This is a genomic window from Kribbella sp. NPDC004138, from assembly GCF_053603655.1.
Window position 1 is genome coordinate 52,940 of record NZ_JBSGFZ010000041.1, and the last position, 17,639, is coordinate 70,578.

Here is a 17,639-nt window from a genome sequence, read left to right on the forward strand (position 1 = left end):
TGCAGCTTGGTTACCTTGTGGTCACCGTCCGCGCATCGCCTGGCGGGCGCCCTTCAGGCTGGTCGGGACCGGGCCCTTGGGCATCGGCACCTGCGGCCGGACCGCGTCCAGCGCCTTCAGCCGCTGCAGCAGGTCGGTGATCTCGGAAGGCTGCAGGACCGCCGGCAGCTTCATGACGTACTTGGTCAGCTTGCGGATGTCGATCTCGCCCTCGCCCTGACCGGCGACGATCTGCGTGACCGGGGCGCCGCCGGCCACCCGGTTGTGCTTCTTGGCCTCGGCCGCGAGCAGGTTCTTCACCCGGCTCGGCTGGCCCTCGCCGACCAGGATGATGCCCGGCCGGCCGACCACCCGGTGGACGATGTCGGAGTTCTTGGTGACCGCGACGGCCGGGGCCACGTTCCAGCCGCGGCGCAGCGTCTGCAGCGCGGAGGCGGCCGCACCGGCCTGGCCCTCGATCTGGCTGTACGCCGCCTTCTCGACCTTGCGGCCGAAGACGATGGTCGCGGCCAGGAAGCCCAGCGCGACGCCGAGCGGGATCCACACCAGCAGCGGCCCGACCAGGAACCCGCCGAGCACGGCGAGCCCGACGATGCCGAGGAAGATCCCGGCCAGCACCAGGCCGACCAGCGGCTCGGACTTCTTGGTCAGCTGGTACGCCGACCGGATCTGCTTCAGCCGGCTGGTCTTCTCTTCGGGCGCGTCGTTCTTGGCCATCTCTACCTGCTCTACCTGTCCTGGTTGTTCATACGTGACTCAACGGCCTGACGGTACAGCCGCCCGGCACGGTACGAGGACCGTACCAGCGGACCGGACATGACCCCGGCGAAACCGATCTCCTGCGCCTCGGCGTCCAGCTCCACGAACTCCTCGGGCCGCACCCAGCGCTCGACCGGGTGGTGCCGCACCGAGGGCCGCAGGTACTGCGTGATCGTGATGATCTCGCAGCCGGCCGCGTGCAGGTCCTTCAGCGCCTGGCTGACCTCGTCGCGGGTCTCGCCCATGCCGAGGATCAGGTTCGACTTGGTGACCAGCCCGTAGTCGCGGGCCTGGGTGATGACGTCCAGCGACCGCTCGTAGCGGAACCCGGGGCGGATCCGGCGGAAGATCCGCGGCACCGTCTCGACGTTGTGCGCGAACACCTCCGGCCGGGACGAGAACACCTCGGCGAGCTGCTCGGGGACGGCGTTGAAGTCCGGCGCGAGCATCTCCACGCCGGTGCCCGGGTTCAGCTCGTGGATCTGGCGGATCGTCTCGGCGTACAGCCAGGCGCCGCCGTCGTCCAGGTCGTCGCGGGCGACGCCGGTCACGGTCGCGTACCGCAGGCCCATGGTGCGCACGGACTCGGCCACGCGGCGCGGCTCGTCGCGGTCCAGCGCCTCCGGCTTGCCGGTGTCGATCTGGCAGAAGTCACAGCGCCGGGTGCACTGGTCGCCGCCGATCAGGAAGGTCGCCTCGCGGTCCTCCCAGCACTCGAAGATGTTCGGGCAGCCGGCTTCCTGGCACACCGTGTGCAGCTGCTCGGACTTCACGAGCTTCTGCAGTGCCTGGTACTCCGGGCCCATCTTGGCGCGGGTCTTGATCCACTCGGGTTTGCGCTCGATCGGGGTCTCCGCGTTGCGCACCTCGAGCCTGAGCAGTTTCCGTCCTTCTGGGGCGATGGTCACGCCCTCCAGGGTACGCGTCCCGGATCGGGCGCGTTCCACCCGTAGGCTGATGAGAATGTGGACACGTCCGGTGCCGACCGCGCGCGAGCAGCGGTACGACGTACTCCTGGGGCTCGGGATGGCGCTGGCCGGGCTGCTCGGCGCCGAACTCGCCCGCGGCGCGGCGCCGCAGCACGTGGACCTCGGCATCGGCGGGGTGGAGCCGTACGTGCTGAGCGCGGCCGCCGCGTTGCCGCTGTGCTTCCGCCGCCGCTGGCCGATCCCGGTGCTGCTGCTGGTCGCGGTGCTGTTCGTGGTGAACGGCGAGCGCGCGGCGTTCGCGTTCGCGGGCAACCTGGTCACCCAGGCGACGATGTTCATGGCGATCTACGCCGCCGTCGCGTGGGCGCGGGACCGGCGGCGATGAAGGCCGCGATCACGGTCGTGTTCGTCGGCATGTTCGGCTGGCTGGCGGTGAACTTCGTCTCGGCGCTGCGGAACAACGCGATCGACGGGCCGAACCACGCCCTGTTCTCGCCGTACGTCTCCAGCGTGATCCTGACGGTCGTGCTGAACGTCCTCTACTTCTTCGGGGCGTACTTCTGGGGCCGGACCGCGTGGGCGACCGCCCGGCAGCGGTTCGAGCTCGAGCAGCAGGCGACCGAGCTGGCCGCGCAGCAGGAGGCGAACTCGCGGCGCGCGGTGATCGACGAGCGGCTGCGGATCTCGCGTGAGCTGCACGACGTCGTCGCGCACCACATCAGCAGTATCGGCATCCAGGCCGGCGGCGCCCGGCGGGTGATGGACACCGACCCGGACGCGGCGAAGAACGCCCTGAACGTGATCGAGGAGTCCAGCCGGACCGCGGTGAACGAGATGCGCCAGCTGCTCGGCATGCTCCGCTCGGCGGACCCGGACGTCGACGTCGGTACGCCGGACCCCAAGGAGCCGCAGGCCGGCGCGGACCGGCTGCCGGCGCTGATCGCGGAGGCGAACGGCCTCGGCCTCGAGGTGGGGTTCCACCAGATCGGCGCGCCGGCCGAACTGCCCAAGACCGTCTCGGTGTCGGTCTACCGGATCGCCCAGGAAGCGCTCTCGAACGTCCGCAAGCACTCGACGGCGCGCAGCGCCCATCTCACGCTGCGTTACCTCGGCGACGCGGTCGAGCTCGAGGTGATCGACGACGGCCGCCCAAAGCACGCGCCGGTCGGCAGCCGGCTCGGCCACGTCGGGATCCGGGAGCGGGTCGGGCTGCTCGGCGGCGAGAGCGAGATCGGCCCGCGGCCCGTGGGAGGATTCCGGGTCCGGGTCCGGATCCCGTTGATTGGAGTCACAGTTGAGTGAGGCGATGCGGGTGCTCCTGGTCGACGACCAGGACCTGGTCCGCGCCGGTTTCCGGATGATCCTGTCGGTCGAGCCGGAGATCGAGGTGGTCGGCGAGGCGTCCGACGGCGAGAAGGCGATCGAGCTGGCGCTGGCGCTGCGGCCCGACGTCGTCCTGATGGACGTCCAGATGCCCGGGATGGACGGGATCACCGCGACCCAGCGGATCGTCGCCGAGGACGCCGGGAAGGTCGTGATCCTCACCACGTTCGACCGCGACGACTACCTGTTCGAGTCGCTGGGCGCCGGGGCGAGCGGCTTCCTGCTGAAGAACACCGCGCCGGAGGACCTGGTCGAGGCGATCCAGGTCGTGCACTCCGGCCACGCGCTGCTCGCGCCGGAGGTGACCCGGCGGGTGATCAAGCGGTTCACCGGCGGGGGAGAGCGGGTGTACCGGCCTGACCTGCTCGCGGAGCTGACCGAGCGGGAGCGCGAGGTGCTCGGGCTGATCGCCCGCGGCCTGACCAACACCGAGATCGCCGCCCAGCTGTACGTCGGCGAGGCGACGGTCAAGACCCACGTGTCCCGCGTCCTGCTGAAACTCGGCCTGCGCGACCGCGTCCAGGCCGTCGTGTTCGCCTACGAGTGCGGCCTGGTCACCCCTGGCGACGATCCGACCGGATGATTCGTCCGTCGTACGGATGACTCGATTCGTCACCCTCACGGGCGACGTGCCGACATACCTCGGCTGACTAGCTTGGGAGCGTCGGGCGAGCGCCCGGCGGAACCTCAACGGGAACGGTGACACATGCTCAGGGTGGAAGGGCTCACCCGGCGGTTCGGTGATCATCTGGCGCTGGACGACGTGACCTTCGACGTCGTACCGGGACGGATGACCGGGTTCGTCGGGGCCAACGGGGCCGGGAAGACGACGACGATGCGGATCATCCTCGGCGTCCTGGCCGCGACGGCCGGCCAGGTGCGGTGGCAGGGCGAACCGCTGACCCAGGAGGTACGCCGGGACTTCGGGTACATGCCCGAGGAACGCGGTCTGTACCCGAAAATGAAGATCCGCGACCAGCTGGTGTTCTTCGGCCGGCTGCACGGGCTTTCCGCGGAGCGCGCCTTGGAGCGGACCGAGAAGCTGCTCGAGCGGCTCGGACTCGCCGAGCGCGCGAATGATGTGCTCGAGACGTTGTCGCTGGGCAACCAGCAGCGGGTGCAGATCGCGGCCGCGCTGGTGCACGAGCCGATCGCGCTGGTGCTCGACGAGCCGTTCAGCGGCCTGGACCCGCTCGCCGTCGACGCGATGGTCGACCTGCTCCGCGAGGAGGTCACGCCGGAGGTGCCGGTGCTGTTCTCCAGCCACCAGTTGGACCTGGTCGAGCGGCTGTGCGACGACCTGGTCGTGCTGTCCCGCGGCAAGGTCGTCGCGGCCGGGGCCGTTGCCGAGCTGGCGGCCGGCCCCACGACGACGTACCGCCTGATGGTCGACGGCGACGCCGGGTGGCTGCGGGACATGCCGGGGATCAAGGTGCGCGACGTGGCCGGCGGTACGGCGCTGTTCGACGTACTCGACGGTGCTGTCGAGCAGCGGATTCTGCACGAGGCGCTCAGCCGTGGACCGGTCCGCGAGTTCGGGCCGGAGCGGGTGGCGCTCAGCGACGTCTTCCGGGAGGCGACCCGATGAACTCGTTGGACAGGCCCTGGGTGCTGATCGCCGAGCGCGAGATCACCACGAAACTGCGGGACAAGACGTTCATCGGCTCGACCCTGGTGATGCTGCTGATCGTGATCGCGGCAGTGCTGATTCCCGCTGTGCTCGCGGGCAAGGGCGGCCCGGACAAGATTGCGGTCATCGACGATTCGGGCGTCAGGGTGGTCCAGCAGGCCTCGACCACCGCGGGCGGCGACGGCTTCGAGGCGACCCGCGTCGCCGACCGCCTGGCCGCCGAGAAGGCCGTCACCGACGGCGACGTGAAGGCCGCGCTGCTGCCGGGCACCGACGGGTACGTCGTCCTCGGCAAGGACCGCGTCGACTCGAGCCTGGAAGGCGCGCTGCGCGAAGCGGCCGCGGCGGTCGGGACCGAGGCGAACGCCGCCAAGGCCGGCCTGAGCCCGGCGGAACTGCACGCCGGCACGAAGGTCTCGCTGGAGCTGCTGACCCCCGGCCCGCTGCCTGACGTGGTCTCGGACTTCGTGAACATCGGGCTGGCGCTGGTGTTCTACATGACCGCGCTCGGCTTCGGCATGATGATCGCGCAGAGCGTCGTCCAAGAGAAGGAGAGCCGGGTCGTCGAGATCCTCGCCGCCGCGGTGCCGATCCGGTCGCTGCTGTGGGGCAAGGTGCTCGGCAACACGGTGCTCGCGCTGTCCCAGATCGTCCTGATCGCGGGCGTCTCGCTGATCGGGCTGCTGGCCACCGACCAGGCCGACATCCTCGAAGTGGTCGCACCGGTCGCCGGGTGGTTCGTGGTGTTCTTCGTGCTCGGGTTCGTCGCGCTGGCCGGGCTGTGGGCAGTCGCCGGTTCGCTGGCGACGCGGCAGGAGGACCTCGGGTCGACCACGCTGCCGGGGCAGATGATCCTGATGATCCCGTTCTTCTTCTCCGTGTTCGCGGGATCGTCGGCCAAGACGGTCGCGTCGTTCGTGCCGATCGCGTCGTCGATGTCGATGCCCGGCCGGATGCTCACCGAGGACGTCCCGCTCTGGCAGCCGCTGGTCGCGATCGCGCTGCTGCTCGCCACCACCGTGCTGATCGTCCGGATGGGCGCCCGGCTGTACGAACGCACCCTGCTGCAGACCGGCCGCCGCCTTGGCTACCGCGAGGCGCTGGCGCTGAAAACTTCGTAGCTAATCGTCACGGCCGGGTCCGGCGTTACAGGTCCGGGCCTGGCTGTGACGAAACCGCAATGTTGGGCAGCTGTGTGCTGTGCGTAGACCTCGACTACGGTCTCAACGCATGAACGTCGAGCTGCGCCATCTGCGGGTGGTTGTCCTGGTGGCCGAAGCGGGGTCCGTCGGACGGGCCGCCCGCTGGCTCAAGGTCAGCCAGCCGAGCCTGACCGCGCAGTTGAAGCGGATCGAGGCGGCGTTCGGCGGTGAGCTGTTCGAACGCTCCCGCACCGGCGTCAAACCCACCCCGCTCGGCCGGTACGCCGTGGATCGGGCCCGTGCCATCCTGGTCGACGTCGACCACCTGTCGGCGACGGTGTCCGCGATGACCGCGGTCGAGTCGTCGGCTGTCCGGCTCGGCGGATTCCCGACCGCGCCGATGTCCGGGATCGCGTCCCGGCTCCGCTCGCACGGCGAGATCGAGCAGGTGAGCATCGAAGTCGAGTGGTCGACCAGCGTGCTGCTGCAACAGCTGGAGAGCGGCCGGCTGGACTTCGCGTTGCTGCGCGAGTTCCCCGGCTTCGAGCTGCGGCTGCCGGCCGGCGTCGAGGCCACCACGGTCGTCGAGTCGGAGTCGGCGTACGTCGCGCTCTCGGCCGACCACCCGGTCGCATGCCGGACGCGCGGCGAGATCGAGCTGGCGGCGCTCAGCGACGAGGAGTGGATCGGGGAACCGCCGGACGACAGCGGGTTCCACGTACTGTTCCGCGCGGCGTGCGAGGCGGCCGGATTCCAGCCGCGCGTGGAGCATCACTCCGTCGACACGTCGGTGCTGATGGGCTTCGTGACCAGTGGACAAGGCGTGGCGCTGATCTCGCCCACGTCGTACCGGATGCTCTCGCCCGAAGTCACCACCCGCACCCTCGCCGGCGACCCGATCCACCGCAAACTGATCCTCGCCTGGAGCACCGACTCCCCGCGAGCCCAGATGGCCGGCGACGTCCTCCACATGGCAACCGCCGCCTACGACGAAGCCATCACCGAACATGCCCGCCGAGACCAGCACCAACAACGCATGCACGTCGCCTGAGCTCAGCCGGTGCCTCGCCTGGTTTCAGGCGGGTCGTACTACAGGGTTCTCGAACGCGAGGTGGAACTCCCCGGTGTCCTCCGGGTCCTCCATCCGCTCCCGATACTGAGCACCCATCTGCTCCTTGGGAGCCACAGCCCGCTCCGCCTTCTCCTCCACAGCCCGGTCTCCGTCCACCTCAGCCTGATCGGCCGCCGGCACCTCGGGCGTGCTCTGCGCTACCGGCTTGGCCTCTGAAGGCTGGGCGTCGGCCGGGTGGGCCGGGTGGTCCGGCGCGGCTGCCTTAGGCGGTTCCATCGGCTGGGTCTCATCGACCGGAGGTGCTTCCGCCAGCTTGGCTGCCGCCGGCTTGGCTTCTGCAGGCTTGGCCTCTGCGGCCGGGGCGTCCGAAGGCTGGGCGTCGGCCGGCTGGACCGGGTGGACAGGCGCGGCTGCCTGGGGCGGCTCCATCGGCTGGGTCTCATCGACCGAAGGCGCCGCCGCCGGCATGGCTTCCGCCGGCTTGGCTTCCGGAGGCTGGGCGTCGGCCGGCTGTGTCTGCTGGGCCGGGGCGGCTGCGTGGGGAGTGTTGCTCACCGGCTGGGTTTCGTCGAGGGGAGGGGCTGCGGGCTCGTCCGCCTCGACGGGCTCGGCGGCCGGGGCTTGGGCGACTACCGTCTCGTCGGCGTAGTTGCTGTCGGCATCTGCGTCCGGGAACTGCCGGGTGTGCTCGGCCTCCTCGGCCACACCGACAGGGAACTGGCGCGTCTGCTCGTCGGCCTGGTTGCGCGGCTGGACCGGCTCGGGCTCGTCGAACAGGTCGTCGTACCGCGTGTGGCTCTCGTACGCCGCCGGCGTCTGATAGGTGCCCTCGGCAACCGGATACACCGCGGCGACGTCCGCCTCCTGCTGCGCCTGCGCGGCTTCCTGCTCGCGCTGCAGCCGCTCGGCGTCGGCCCGCTCCCGGCGCCGCCGCTGGACCCCCTGGACGATCAGCTGGATCGCGTACACCAGCGAGATCACCCCGAGGATCGGCACCACGCCGTTCAGCGTGTACTGCTTCGAGCCCTCGATCATCCCGTTCGTGACGCCGGGGACGTCGTTCAGGAAGTTCGTGGTCCGGTTCGGGATCCACAGCCAGCAGTAGACCAAGGTGCCGAAGGCGACGAACGCCCCCAGCGCGCCGGCGCCGGAGAAGTACGACACCACGGCCCAGAAGATGAGCGCGCCGATGCCGTAGGCGAGCGCCATCTCCTTCGCGTTCAGCTCGATACCGCCCGGCGCCGCGAGCACCCCGAACACCGCCGGACCGGCCAGAGCGACAGCTACCCCGAGCAAAAACCCAAGAAATTTGGCCACGAGCCCAAGGTAGCCACGTTCGGCCGCCACGCCGTGCAGACACTTCGGCGCCGCCCGGATCGTCACACCGGACACATCTGCCCCACCCGACCCGGCAATCGCTTGCCTAGGCTTGGGGTGGCGCACCTGGGCGCACCACCTCCGCGAAGCCGGCTACACCTCGGTGATCGCGGGCCGCACCCACTTCAACGGGCCGGACCGCTTGCTCGGTTTCGACCGCCGCCTCAGCGACGACCTGGATTTCTGGCTCGACCACAGCGGCCGCCCACCCCGTCGTACCGCGGACTGGCGACGCCCGAGCAACTCTCACGTCACCGAACAGGGACCGGGCGACCACGTCCACACCGAGCACGATGTCGCCGCGACGGACGCTGCTGTGGAGTTCCTGCGCGACCCGGGCGAGGACCCGTTCCTGCTGTACGTCGGCTACATGCACCCGCACTTCCCGTTGGTCGCACCACCGGAGTTCCGCGCGCTGTACGACCCCGCCGATGTCGAGCTACCCGCAACAGCAGCCGACGAGCACCCGGTGATCTCGCTGCTACGACACGGCTTCCGCAACGACGAGCCGCTGACAGAGGAGCAGATCCGGGAGGCAACGGTCTGTTACTGGGCCCTGATCAGTCACCAGAAACAGTGCTTCTACGAGCCCGCCGTACGCATCCCACTACTCCTGCGCCACCCGTCGCTCCGACCGCACCGCACCAACGCTCACGTCAGCCTGGTCGACGTCCTTCCCAGCCTCCGGGACGTTGCCGGCCTAGCAGCTGATCCCGACCTTCCAGGGCATTCGCTGTTAGACCCACAGGACCGCCCGGTCCTGTCGGAGTACCACGCCCAAGGCATGGTCGATGGCGGCTTCATGCTGAAGTCAGGGCCGTGGAAGTACTGCTACTACGGCCCTGGACACGCCCCGCAGGTCTTCAACGTTGACGAGGACCCGCTGGAGCTCCGCGACCTGTCCGGTGAGACGGCTCTGGTGCAGCGACTGGATGCTGAGCTGAGATTGCTGCTGGATCCAGATGCGACCGATGCCCGTGCGAAGGCTGATCAGGCCGCGCGTCTCTCGAGAGGATGAGCTGTTGCCCGCTCCGAACATTCTGCTGATCGTTTCCGACGACCACGGGTACGCCGATCGCAGCGGCCTTGGTGTGCACCCAGACGTCCGTACTCCGGCGCTGGACAGACTGGCCGCGGAGGGAGTGACCTGCACCGATGCGTACGTGACGGCCCCGATCTGCAGCCCGTCGCGGTCGTCGATCATCTCCGGGCGGTACCAGCAGCGGTGGGGCGGCCAATGGTTCGACTCGGCCGAGTTCCCGCCGGCCGACGTACCGACGCTGGCGGAGATCCTGCGTGACCAGGGGTACCGGACCGGCTACTTCGGCAAGGTGCACTACGGGAAGGAAGACGTGGGGGACAGGGCGTGTCCGCCGCACCACGGCTTCGAGGAGACGCTGTACGGGCTGGCGGGACAGTCGTTCGGCCGGCTCAACTACCTGCATCACTCCGAGGACGCGGTCACGTCGTACGGTCAGCCCGCCGCGCACCACATGGCCGTGCAGCCGCTGCTGTCCGGTGACGAGCCGGTCGAGCACGAGGGCTTCCTGACGGCCGAGTTCGGTCGGCGCGCGTCGGAGTTCATGAGCGCTGAGGACGAGCGGCCGTACTTCTGCATGGTCGCGTTCAACGCCGTACACAACTTCTGCTGGCAGCTCCCGGACTCCGAGCTGGAGGCGCGCGGCCTGCCGGCGTTCCGCGACTGGTCGCCGGACACCGACCGCCCGTTCATGGAGTGGTACGACGACGTGATCGTGCCGAACTTGCCGCACGGGCGCGAGTACTACCTGGCCCAGCTGGAGCTGATGGACGCCGAGATCGGCCGGCTGCTCGACACGGCGGGCGACGACACGATCGTCGTGTACGTGACTGACAACGGCGGATCGACCTGCAACTTCGGCGACAACGCTCCGCTGCGTGGCACGAAGTACACGCTCTGGGACGGCGGCATCCGCATCCCCATGCTGTGGCGCTGGCCCGGCCAACTGCCGGCCGGACGCCGTACCGACGCACTCGTCAGCACGATGGACCTGGTCCCGACATTGGCCGCAGCGGCCGGTGCGACGGTTGAGGGCGTGGACGGCCTCGACATCCTGCCCGTGCTGGCAGGCTCCGCCTCCGTGGCGCACGAGAACCTGCACTGGGACTGTGGCTTCCAGTGGGCGGTCCGGTCGGGGGACTGGAAGCTCAGCTGGGTCGCGGACGACGCCAACACCAGGCACCTGCGTGACTACGAACATGCGCCCATGGGGGAGGGCTGGTTCCTGGCCAACCTGGCCGACGACATCGGCGAGCAGACCAACCAGCTGTCAGCTCAGCCCGAGGTCGTGGCCCAGCTGCGCTCTCTGCACGCCGACTGGCGCGCGGAGGTCGGTCTGGAGCCTCAGACGGTCAGCCCGTAGGTGATCGCGGTCGGCGGCTCCTCGTGATGGTCGATGTCCGGGCTGCGCTCGTACTCGTTCCAGGCGAGGAGCTCGTCGAGGTGCCGGCGGACCGGCTCGAGGACCTCGGCGATCGTGACCTCGCGCCCCAGCTCCTTGGACAGGGTGGTCACGTCGGCGTCCGAGATGCCGCACGGGACGATCCGGTCGAACCACGCCAGGTCGTTGTTGCAGTTCAGCGCGAAGCCGTGCATGGTCACGCCCTGCGCGACCCGGATGCCGATCGCGGCGATCTTGCGCTCCCGGCCGCGGTCGTCGGCCGCCACCCAGACCCCGCTGCGGCCTTTGACCCGGCCGGTCTTCACGCCGAGCTCGGCGCAGACGGCGATCAGAGCCTCCTCGAGCCGCCGGACGTAGTCGACGACGTACACGTGTGAGGCGAGCTTCACGATCGGGTACCCGACCAGTTGCCCTGGTCCGTGCCAGGTGATCTTGCCGCCACGGTCGACGTCCACCACCGGCGTACCGTCCACCGGCCGCTCGTGCGGCTCGGTGCGCTTGCCGGCGGTGTAGACAGGCGGGTGCTCGAGCAGGATCACCGTGTCCGAGCCGGTGCCCTCGGCAACCTCCCCGTGCAGTCGTCGCTGCTCGGCCCACGCGGACTCGTAGTCCACCGCGTCGGCACCGAAACCGGCTTCCACGTACCTGATAGCCCTCACGCCTTCGAGTGTAGGTGCCGCCTGGTCAGGGCCTGCGCCGTGGGCTGTGGATAACTTCGACGGGAGGGGTCGCGATCGGTGCATCCTCTTGGGCATGGACCTCGCAGACCTCACCGGTTACAGCCTGCGCCGGCAGCTCGGGTCCGGACCGTCGGGCACCGTCTGGCAGGTCCGGGACCGCGCCACCGGCCGGAACGCCGTGCTCAAACACATCCCGCTCAGCGCGTGCCCCGACCCGCGGCGGCTCCGCGAAGACCTCAGCATGCTCGCCCGGATCCGGCATCCGCACGTCGCCCGCCTCCTCGAGCACCGCGAGACCGACACCGGCTGGATCCTGATCACCCAACACCTCGCCGCCGGCACCCTGGCCGCCCTCCTCACCCGCCGCGGCCCCCTCACGTACGGCGAGATGGTCACCCTCCTCGCCCCGCTCACCGACGCCCTGGCCCACCTCCACACCTCTGGCCTCACCCACGGCGCGATCCACCCTCACAACGTCCTGTTCGACGCCGACGGCCGCCCGGTCTTCACCGACGCCACCCTCCACCGAGACCCCACCACCACCGACCTCCAAGCCCTCGCCGCCCTCACCCACCACGCCGCCGCCGACCCCACCCCTTTCCCAGCCGCCTTCTTCACGAACCCACCCATCCAAACGCTTCCCCACCATCTCCTCGCCCTGACTCAAGCGCTCCCCATAGACCTGGCCCCACCCAACCCCCTCTCCGCACCGCCACCCACAGACCTCCCCGCCGGCTGGTCTCCCGCCCCAGCAACGACCAGCCCCAGCGCGACCGAACTCTCTGGAGATCAGCCGACCCACGACTCCCGGCGCCTCGGCCATCAGCCGGCGACGTCAGACGGCTCCGCAGACGACGACGATCCACCCTCCGCCTCCCGCGCACCGCTCGCTCCGCCGCCGCCCAACTCACCCCCAACACCACCACCCCAACCAAGCCACCCTCAACCCGCCCCACCATCCACCAAAGCCCCCACGAAACGCACCCGCCGCGGCCCCACCCTCCGCCGACCACGCGCATCAGCCCGCCTACCCCCAACACTCAGCCGCCTCGAACCACCCGCGCCCACTCCACTCGAACCTCCGGCGCCAAGCCGGCTCCAAAACCCAGCGCCAGGCGAGCCCGAAGCCCATGCGCCAGGTGAGCCTGAACCCCCTGCGACCGGCCAGCGCCAACCCCCTGCACCGACCCGATCCGAACCGGCCACGTCCAGCCGGTGCGAATCATCCGCCAGCCAGCCCGGACCCCCTACGCCGAGCGGCCTCGAACCCCCTGTGCTGAGCGGACGCGAGCCCTCTGCGCTGAGCGGCCCCGAACCCTCTGCGCTGAGCGGACGCGAGCCCTCTGCGCTGAGCGGCCCCGGACCTTCTGTGCCGAGCGGCCTCGAACCTTTTGTGCCGAGCGGCCCCGAACCCTCTGTGCCGAGCGGCCCCGGACCCTCTGCGCTGAGCCGACTTGAATCGCCCGCGCCCAACCCACTTGAACCTCCGGCGCCGAGTCTGGGCCACGCCCCTGCGCCAGGCGAGCCCGAAGTGCCTGCGACAAGCCAGCGTCAACCGCCTGCCCCGAGCCGATTCGAACCAGCTGCGTCCAGCCGGTTCGAATCGTCCGCCAGCGAGCTCACAGCCCCTGCGCTGAGCCGCGTCGAATCACCCGCACCGAGCCGCCTCGAATCACCCGCACCGAGCCGACTCGGATCGCTTGCGCCGAGCCGACTGGCGCGTCCGACGCTGAGTCCGCTCTCGCCTCCCGCGCTCCGCCGACCTCCCGGCCCTGTGCCGGACGGACGCTCACGCCCCTGGTTCAACACCCTTCCACGCACCGAGTTGGGCCGTCGCTCGCGTGCCGGGTCCCGCCGCCATTCACCGCGTGTGCTTAGTCGACGTTCAAGCCCCGCGCTCTGGGCGCTCTCGCGCCTTGGGAGCCGCAGCCTCTCGCGCCTTGGGCTCCGCAGCCCTTCGCGCGTTGGCCTCCGCAGCCGCTTACGCCCCGACACACGCAGCCCCTCGCGCTCCACGTCCCTTGGTCTCTCAGAAGCCGGGGCCCGCCGAACCGAGCGACCCTCACTGCGCCGATTCCCGCGGGTCTCGCTCCGTCTGCGGTTGCACCCGGCGTACGGCATCCTCGCCGCGGTCGTCCTCGGCGCGGTCGTCGTACTCGCCATCGGAATCGCGACGCTCCGCACGATCGACGCACCACCAGTTGCTCAACCAAGCCGCACGCATTCGCAGCCCACGCCACCCCAAACGGGTGGGCGCCCGACGGCATCGCCAACCCACCGATCCGAACCAACCGCGACCTCGACCACCCCCACACGATCGACCGCGAAGTCTCCGCCGACTGCGCATCCGCCGACCGCGCCGTCGACCGCACCAGCAACCGAACCGCCGGTGCGGTCGACAGCTGGCGTGCCGGCGGCTTCTGCGCGTCCTGAGGCATCGCCGGGTACGACACGGACCACAGCTGCTTCACCACCAGAATCCGCGGCATCGCCGGCAGAGGTAGCTGCCTGGAAGCGAACGCTGGAAGCACTCGACGCCGAACGTGCCAAGGCGTTCTGGACTCTCGATCTCGAGGCCCTCGATCGGATCTACGTTCCAGGTAGTCCGCCCTGGCTCAGGGACCGCGCACTTCTCGCTGAGTACCGCGAACAGAACATCCGTGTCGAAGGCCTTCGGATCACGATCGACAGCACCGCGATCACCCGTCGCACTTCAACGACCATCACCCTCAAAGTCACCGACCGCTTGACGGCCGGCCGGGCGATCGATGCCGGCGGCACCGAGACCACGCTGCCAAGCGGCATCCCGACGACGAGGCTGATCACGATGACCAGCACACCAGGCAGGCCAGCAACACCCAGCCCGGCACCCTCACGCAACTCCGAGCGCGAAACGACGGCCGGTTGGCGTATCAGCACGATCATCCAGGCCTGACCCACGAAGGTTCGCTGGATGCCGGTAGTGGGTCACCGGCACACCCGCCGCACGCTTGGCCTCGCACAAGGCGGGCCGCGTTCGGACCCAAGCGCGGGACGATTCAGGTCAGGCTCAAGGTGCGGGTCGGGCTTTGGCCTGGAGTGGGGTTGGGCCCGGAGCCGGGCGGGGCGGGGCGGGGCCGTACGCATCGAGTCGCGCTTGCGCTCAGACTCGGTCTCGGGGCGCGCCCACCGCCGGGCTCGGGGTCGCGCTCGGTCTCGGCGCGGGCCCGGGGTCGCGCTCGGTGTCGGGCTCGGTGTCGGGCTCGGTGTCGGGCTCAGAGTCGTGCTTGGGGTCGTGCTTGGGGTCGTGCTTGGGGTCGGGCTTGGGGTCGGGCTTGGGTCGGGCTCAGAGTCCAGCTTGGAGTCGATGTGCGGTGTTGCTGGTATGGGCAGGTGTGGTGGGTCAGAAAGGCGGGGGACCGAGGGGGCTGGATGACGGGTGGCGTGTGGGTGGGGAGGTTGGGGGGTGGTCGGTTGGGGGCGGGTCTTGTGGTGGTGCGATGGGGCCTCGAGCGGGTGGGACTGTGGTGTAGCGGTGGCCTGTGGGGGTTGTGAGTGTGACCGAGCCGTCGGGATGGGGTGTTGTGGTCCAGCCCCAAGCCGGGGTGTCTTTGATGACGTGGTGGTACGCGCAGTACGGGATCAGGCCGGCGAGGTGGGTCTGTTTGGATTTCGCGAAAGGTGTTGCGTGGTCGCGGTGGCATTCGCGGGAGGTGCGGTTGCAGCCTGGCCAGGCGCAGACGGGGTGCCGGGCGAGGAGCGTTTCGGTGACGAGTACGCCGGGGTCGTGGCGGGTGGTGGAGGCTTCTAGGACTGTGCCGTTGGTGGGGTCGGTGAGGAGTCTGCGCCAGGTGCCGTCGGCGGCGATGCGGCGGGCCATATCGGCGGGGATAGGCCCGTAGCCGGTGAGCTCGCAGGGGTCGGCGTCCATGCCGAGGAGCGTGGTGACGGGGATGAGGACCTCGATATGCGGCCGTCTGCGGTGCTGATCGGGCAGGCGGCGGCCGAGCCAGTCCAGGCCGTTGTGCAGCATGTATTCGAACAGATCCGCCACGGCATCCGCGCGCCGCTGTTCCGCTGTCCGCTTTGGCCCCGCGGCCGGCTCTGGCGGGTCCGACGCTTGTGTGCCTAGCTTCTGTGCGCCAGGCACCGCCCGTTCCGATGCTCCGGATTGGTGGGCGGCGTTGGTGGGTGGGGTGGATTCGGGAGTCGGGGTGGTGCGTTTGGCGAGGGTGGCCATGGCTTGGATGACTACCCACATTTGCTGGATCTTGTCGGCGGTGTGGACGACCCAGAGGCCGGCCATACCGTCGGAGAGGGGCACGATCTTGCAGGTGCGCTCGGTTGCGGCGGCTCGGTGGGGATCGGTGCCGCCGGGCGCGGCGTTGCGGGTGATGTGCTTGGCGACCTGGCGGCGCAGAGAGGCGTTCAGGTTGGCGTGGGTCTGGCCGGGGGCGCGGCGCAGTACGTGGGATTCGACGGCGTGCGCGGCGGCTGGGGGCAAGGGGCGGGTGGCCTCCGAGATCGCGAGTGCCTTGGACCAGGTGAGGGCACCGCATCGGAGTGCTGTGTGGGTCGCGGTCAGCGCGCCGGTCAGGTGGAGGGCGGTGTCGATGTGGCGGCCGACTGTCTGGGGCGACAGTTTGAGGGCGGCGGCGATCTCCGCCGACCAGGACCGCTCGGGGTCGATCGGGCGTCCGTGTGAGTCGAGTTGTGCCGGGCGGGGCGTATCGACGGATTGAGCCTTGCGTTGCCGGTAGAACGACGCCATCGCGGCGGCCTTGATGGACGCGGCCCAGGCTTCCATCCGGGACGCGGCCTTCATCGCCTCGATCAGCGCGACGGGCGACTCGAACTGCGGCCGCAGCTCTTCCAGCGCCGCCGCCAGCTCGGCGCCCGGCGGGAGGGACACCCACGCGGGCGCCTTCAGGCGCAGCATCTCCCGCTCGGCGGCGTCCTGATCGACGCCGGCCCACAACTCCCATTCGAGTTCGTCGACGCGCGACATCGGCGGCAGGTCGTCGTACAGATCCTCTTCGCTCAGGAAGCGCGGAGGCCGTGGGTCGTCAGGGTCGTACAGATCGTCGGGCGGAGGCCGGTACTGGTCCGCCTCGGCAGTCGTGAACCACGGCTCGGTCGGCGCTGGTGCGCCGAGGGGTGGGTTGATCGCGACCGCCGTCATGCGAGTACATTAGAACACCTGTTCGATTGAACCAAATCGAGAAGCTAGGCGAGGTGTTATGTTTCAAGACATCGGTGACGAATCTGTATCAGGACATCGGTGACGCTTCAGGGGGACTTGGTGGTGACACTTCTTCGGCCCGGCGTGCGAGGCATGTCCTTCCCAGATCTGCGGATGTGCGTGCATCGCCTTGCAGGGTGTCGGACACTTCAGTTGTGGATCTGCTGAGAGAGCTGTTGGAGCAAGACGGAGACGGATTCATGGCGGCGACACTCCGGCGTGAACTTGAAGCATCCGGTCCGGAAGGCAGACTCAGGCAGTTCACTTTCAACGTGTTTGATGTCGATCTCGACTTCCAGGATGACACTGCAGCTGTCTATGACGTTCTGGACGCCGACCGGTCGCAGACCTACCCCCTGTCGGAGCTCAGGACGAGACTGCCAGGCTCCGCAGCGCGCTGAGATGCCGCTGAGAGCGCGACCTAACATGCCGATGAGCGCTCAATCATACGCGCTGTAGGTGCGATCCTGCGACCGTGACTGACTCGTACTCCTGCGAGTCAAATTGCCTGAGCCGGTCGGTTCGCGACCCAACCCGGTCAGTCGGCGAAGCGGCTCGCTCTAGGCGCGATCGAACCCGTCACCAGCCCTTGGCATCGCGGTACTCAGCATCAATGACGCCCTGGTTCACCCAACGTCACTGGCGTCGCATTCCGAGCGGGCCCACTCAAGCGCGGACTCAGGTGAATCGAAGTAGCGCAGACCGTCGTCGGGTGGCGGACCCGAGAAGGGATCCCAAGCTTCGTCAGCGTCATCATCGACGTTCTGAAACTCCCCGACGTCAAAGAAGCTCGGCGACCCGTCGTCAAAGCAGCGTTCGAGCCGCCCTGTCAGCTGCGACCCTCCCGACAACCACACATAGGCGAGAGTGGTACGACCACCGACAGGCTCACCAAACCTGATGAGTTGCTTGGGCCTGCCCCGTTTTGACGGACATCCGAGATCAGGAGCTTGTGCTCCGGAAGGATGTTCATCATGGAGTCCATGGGCAAGAAGAAGCCGCGGC

16 protein-coding genes and 1 pseudogene are annotated in these 17,639 nt (G+C 69.2%); 10 read left to right on the forward strand and 7 right to left on the reverse strand.

The genetic code is table 11. The features are described 5' to 3' along the window. Positions 1-21 precede the first annotated feature (21 nt). Positions 22-717: a DUF4191 domain-containing protein gene (locus ACWEOO_RS39600; protein ID WP_355688567.1), complete on the reverse strand. Its 696-nt coding sequence runs from the start codon at positions 715-717 to the stop codon at positions 22-24. Positions 718-728: 11 nt separating this feature from the next. Continuing rightward, positions 729-1,667 (reverse strand): lipoyl synthase, encoded by a 939-nt coding sequence (gene lipA / locus ACWEOO_RS39605; RefSeq protein WP_355688566.1) that lies wholly within the window; start codon positions 1,665-1,667, stop codon positions 729-731. Between the two features lie 55 nt (positions 1,668-1,722). On the opposite strand from lipA, the gene ACWEOO_RS39610 reads away from it, so the two are divergent. The 6 genes from ACWEOO_RS39610 to ACWEOO_RS39635 all read left to right on the forward strand — a co-directional run bounded on the left by ACWEOO_RS39610 (position 1,723) and on the right by ACWEOO_RS39635 (position 6,894). Continuing rightward, positions 1,723-2,073: a hypothetical protein gene (locus ACWEOO_RS39610; protein WP_452147432.1), complete on the forward strand. Its 351-nt coding sequence runs from the start codon at positions 1,723-1,725 to the stop codon at positions 2,071-2,073. Beyond that, positions 2,049-2,990 carry a sensor histidine kinase gene (locus ACWEOO_RS39615; RefSeq protein ID WP_452147433.1) on the forward strand — a complete coding sequence of 314 codons (942 nt, stop codon included), beginning with the start codon at positions 2,049-2,051 and terminating at the stop codon, positions 2,988-2,990. Before ACWEOO_RS39610 ends, ACWEOO_RS39615 begins: the two co-directional genes overlap by 25 nt. Next, positions 2,983-3,654 carry a response regulator gene (locus tag ACWEOO_RS39620; RefSeq protein ID WP_452147434.1) on the forward strand — a complete coding sequence of 224 codons (672 nt, stop codon included), beginning with the start codon at positions 2,983-2,985 and terminating at the stop codon, positions 3,652-3,654. Before ACWEOO_RS39615 ends, ACWEOO_RS39620 begins: the two co-directional genes overlap by 8 nt. Positions 3,655-3,777: 123 nt before the next feature. Further along, entirely contained in the window at positions 3,778-4,659 is an 882-nt protein-coding gene (locus ACWEOO_RS39625; protein WP_359932886.1) for an ABC transporter ATP-binding protein, read from the forward strand. Then, entirely contained in the window at positions 4,656-5,822 is a 1,167-nt protein-coding gene (locus ACWEOO_RS39630; protein ID WP_452147435.1) for an ABC transporter permease, read from the forward strand. The genes ACWEOO_RS39625 and ACWEOO_RS39630 overlap by 4 nt, the downstream gene beginning before the upstream one ends. Before the next feature lie 109 nt (positions 5,823-5,931). Next, positions 5,932-6,894 (forward strand): LysR family transcriptional regulator, encoded by a 963-nt coding sequence (locus ACWEOO_RS39635; RefSeq protein WP_359932892.1) that lies wholly within the window; start codon positions 5,932-5,934, stop codon positions 6,892-6,894. 24 nt (positions 6,895-6,918) lie between these two features. Here ACWEOO_RS39635 and ACWEOO_RS39640 read toward each other — a convergent pair whose 3' ends face one another. Next, positions 6,919-8,232 (reverse strand): hypothetical protein, encoded by a 1,314-nt coding sequence (locus ACWEOO_RS39640; RefSeq protein WP_452147436.1) that lies wholly within the window; start codon positions 8,230-8,232, stop codon positions 6,919-6,921. A 112-nt stretch (positions 8,233-8,344) separates the two neighbouring features. Between ACWEOO_RS39640 and ACWEOO_RS39645 the strand changes: the two genes are divergently transcribed. Next, positions 8,345-9,310, forward strand: a complete 966-nt coding sequence (locus ACWEOO_RS39645; RefSeq protein ID WP_452147437.1) for a sulfatase-like hydrolase/transferase — start codon at positions 8,345-8,347, stop codon at positions 9,308-9,310. 4 nt (positions 9,311-9,314) lie between these two features. After that, positions 9,315-10,694: a sulfatase family protein gene (locus ACWEOO_RS39650; RefSeq protein WP_452147438.1), complete on the forward strand. Its 1,380-nt coding sequence runs from the start codon at positions 9,315-9,317 to the stop codon at positions 10,692-10,694. Here the strand turns inward: ACWEOO_RS39650 and lipB are convergent. Beyond that, positions 10,676-11,392: a lipoyl(octanoyl) transferase LipB gene (gene lipB / locus ACWEOO_RS39655; protein ID WP_452147439.1), complete on the reverse strand. Its 717-nt coding sequence runs from the start codon at positions 11,390-11,392 to the stop codon at positions 10,676-10,678. The two genes, ACWEOO_RS39650 and lipB, sit on opposite strands and share 19 nt — an antisense overlap. 94 nt (positions 11,393-11,486) lie before the next feature. Here lipB and ACWEOO_RS39660 point away from each other — a divergent pair. Beyond that, positions 11,487-11,897, forward strand: a pseudogene (locus ACWEOO_RS39660) (protein kinase domain-containing protein); the annotation flags it as partial. Between the two features lie 2,105 nt (positions 11,898-14,002). On the opposite strand, the gene ACWEOO_RS39665 reads toward ACWEOO_RS39660, so the two are convergent. Both ACWEOO_RS39665 and ACWEOO_RS39670 read right to left on the reverse strand, forming a co-directional pair. Then, positions 14,003-14,338, reverse strand: a complete 336-nt coding sequence (locus ACWEOO_RS39665) for a hypothetical protein (protein ID WP_452147446.1) — start codon at positions 14,336-14,338, stop codon at positions 14,003-14,005. Between the two features lie 457 nt (positions 14,339-14,795). Continuing rightward, on the reverse strand, positions 14,796-16,574 hold the full coding sequence (locus ACWEOO_RS39670) for a DUF222 domain-containing protein (RefSeq protein WP_452147440.1): 1,779 nt from the start codon (positions 16,572-16,574) through the stop codon (positions 14,796-14,798). A gap of 215 nt (positions 16,575-16,789) precedes the next feature. On the opposite strand from ACWEOO_RS39670, the gene ACWEOO_RS39675 reads away from it, so the two are divergent. Then, positions 16,790-17,035 carry a hypothetical protein gene (locus tag ACWEOO_RS39675; RefSeq protein WP_452147441.1) on the forward strand — a complete coding sequence of 82 codons (246 nt, stop codon included), beginning with the start codon at positions 16,790-16,792 and terminating at the stop codon, positions 17,033-17,035. 225 nt (positions 17,036-17,260) lie between these two features. Here the strand turns inward: ACWEOO_RS39675 and ACWEOO_RS39680 are convergent. Further along, positions 17,261-17,639, reverse strand: a 379-nt coding sequence (locus tag ACWEOO_RS39680) for a hypothetical protein (protein WP_452147442.1), incomplete at its 5' end; no start/stop codon positions are given.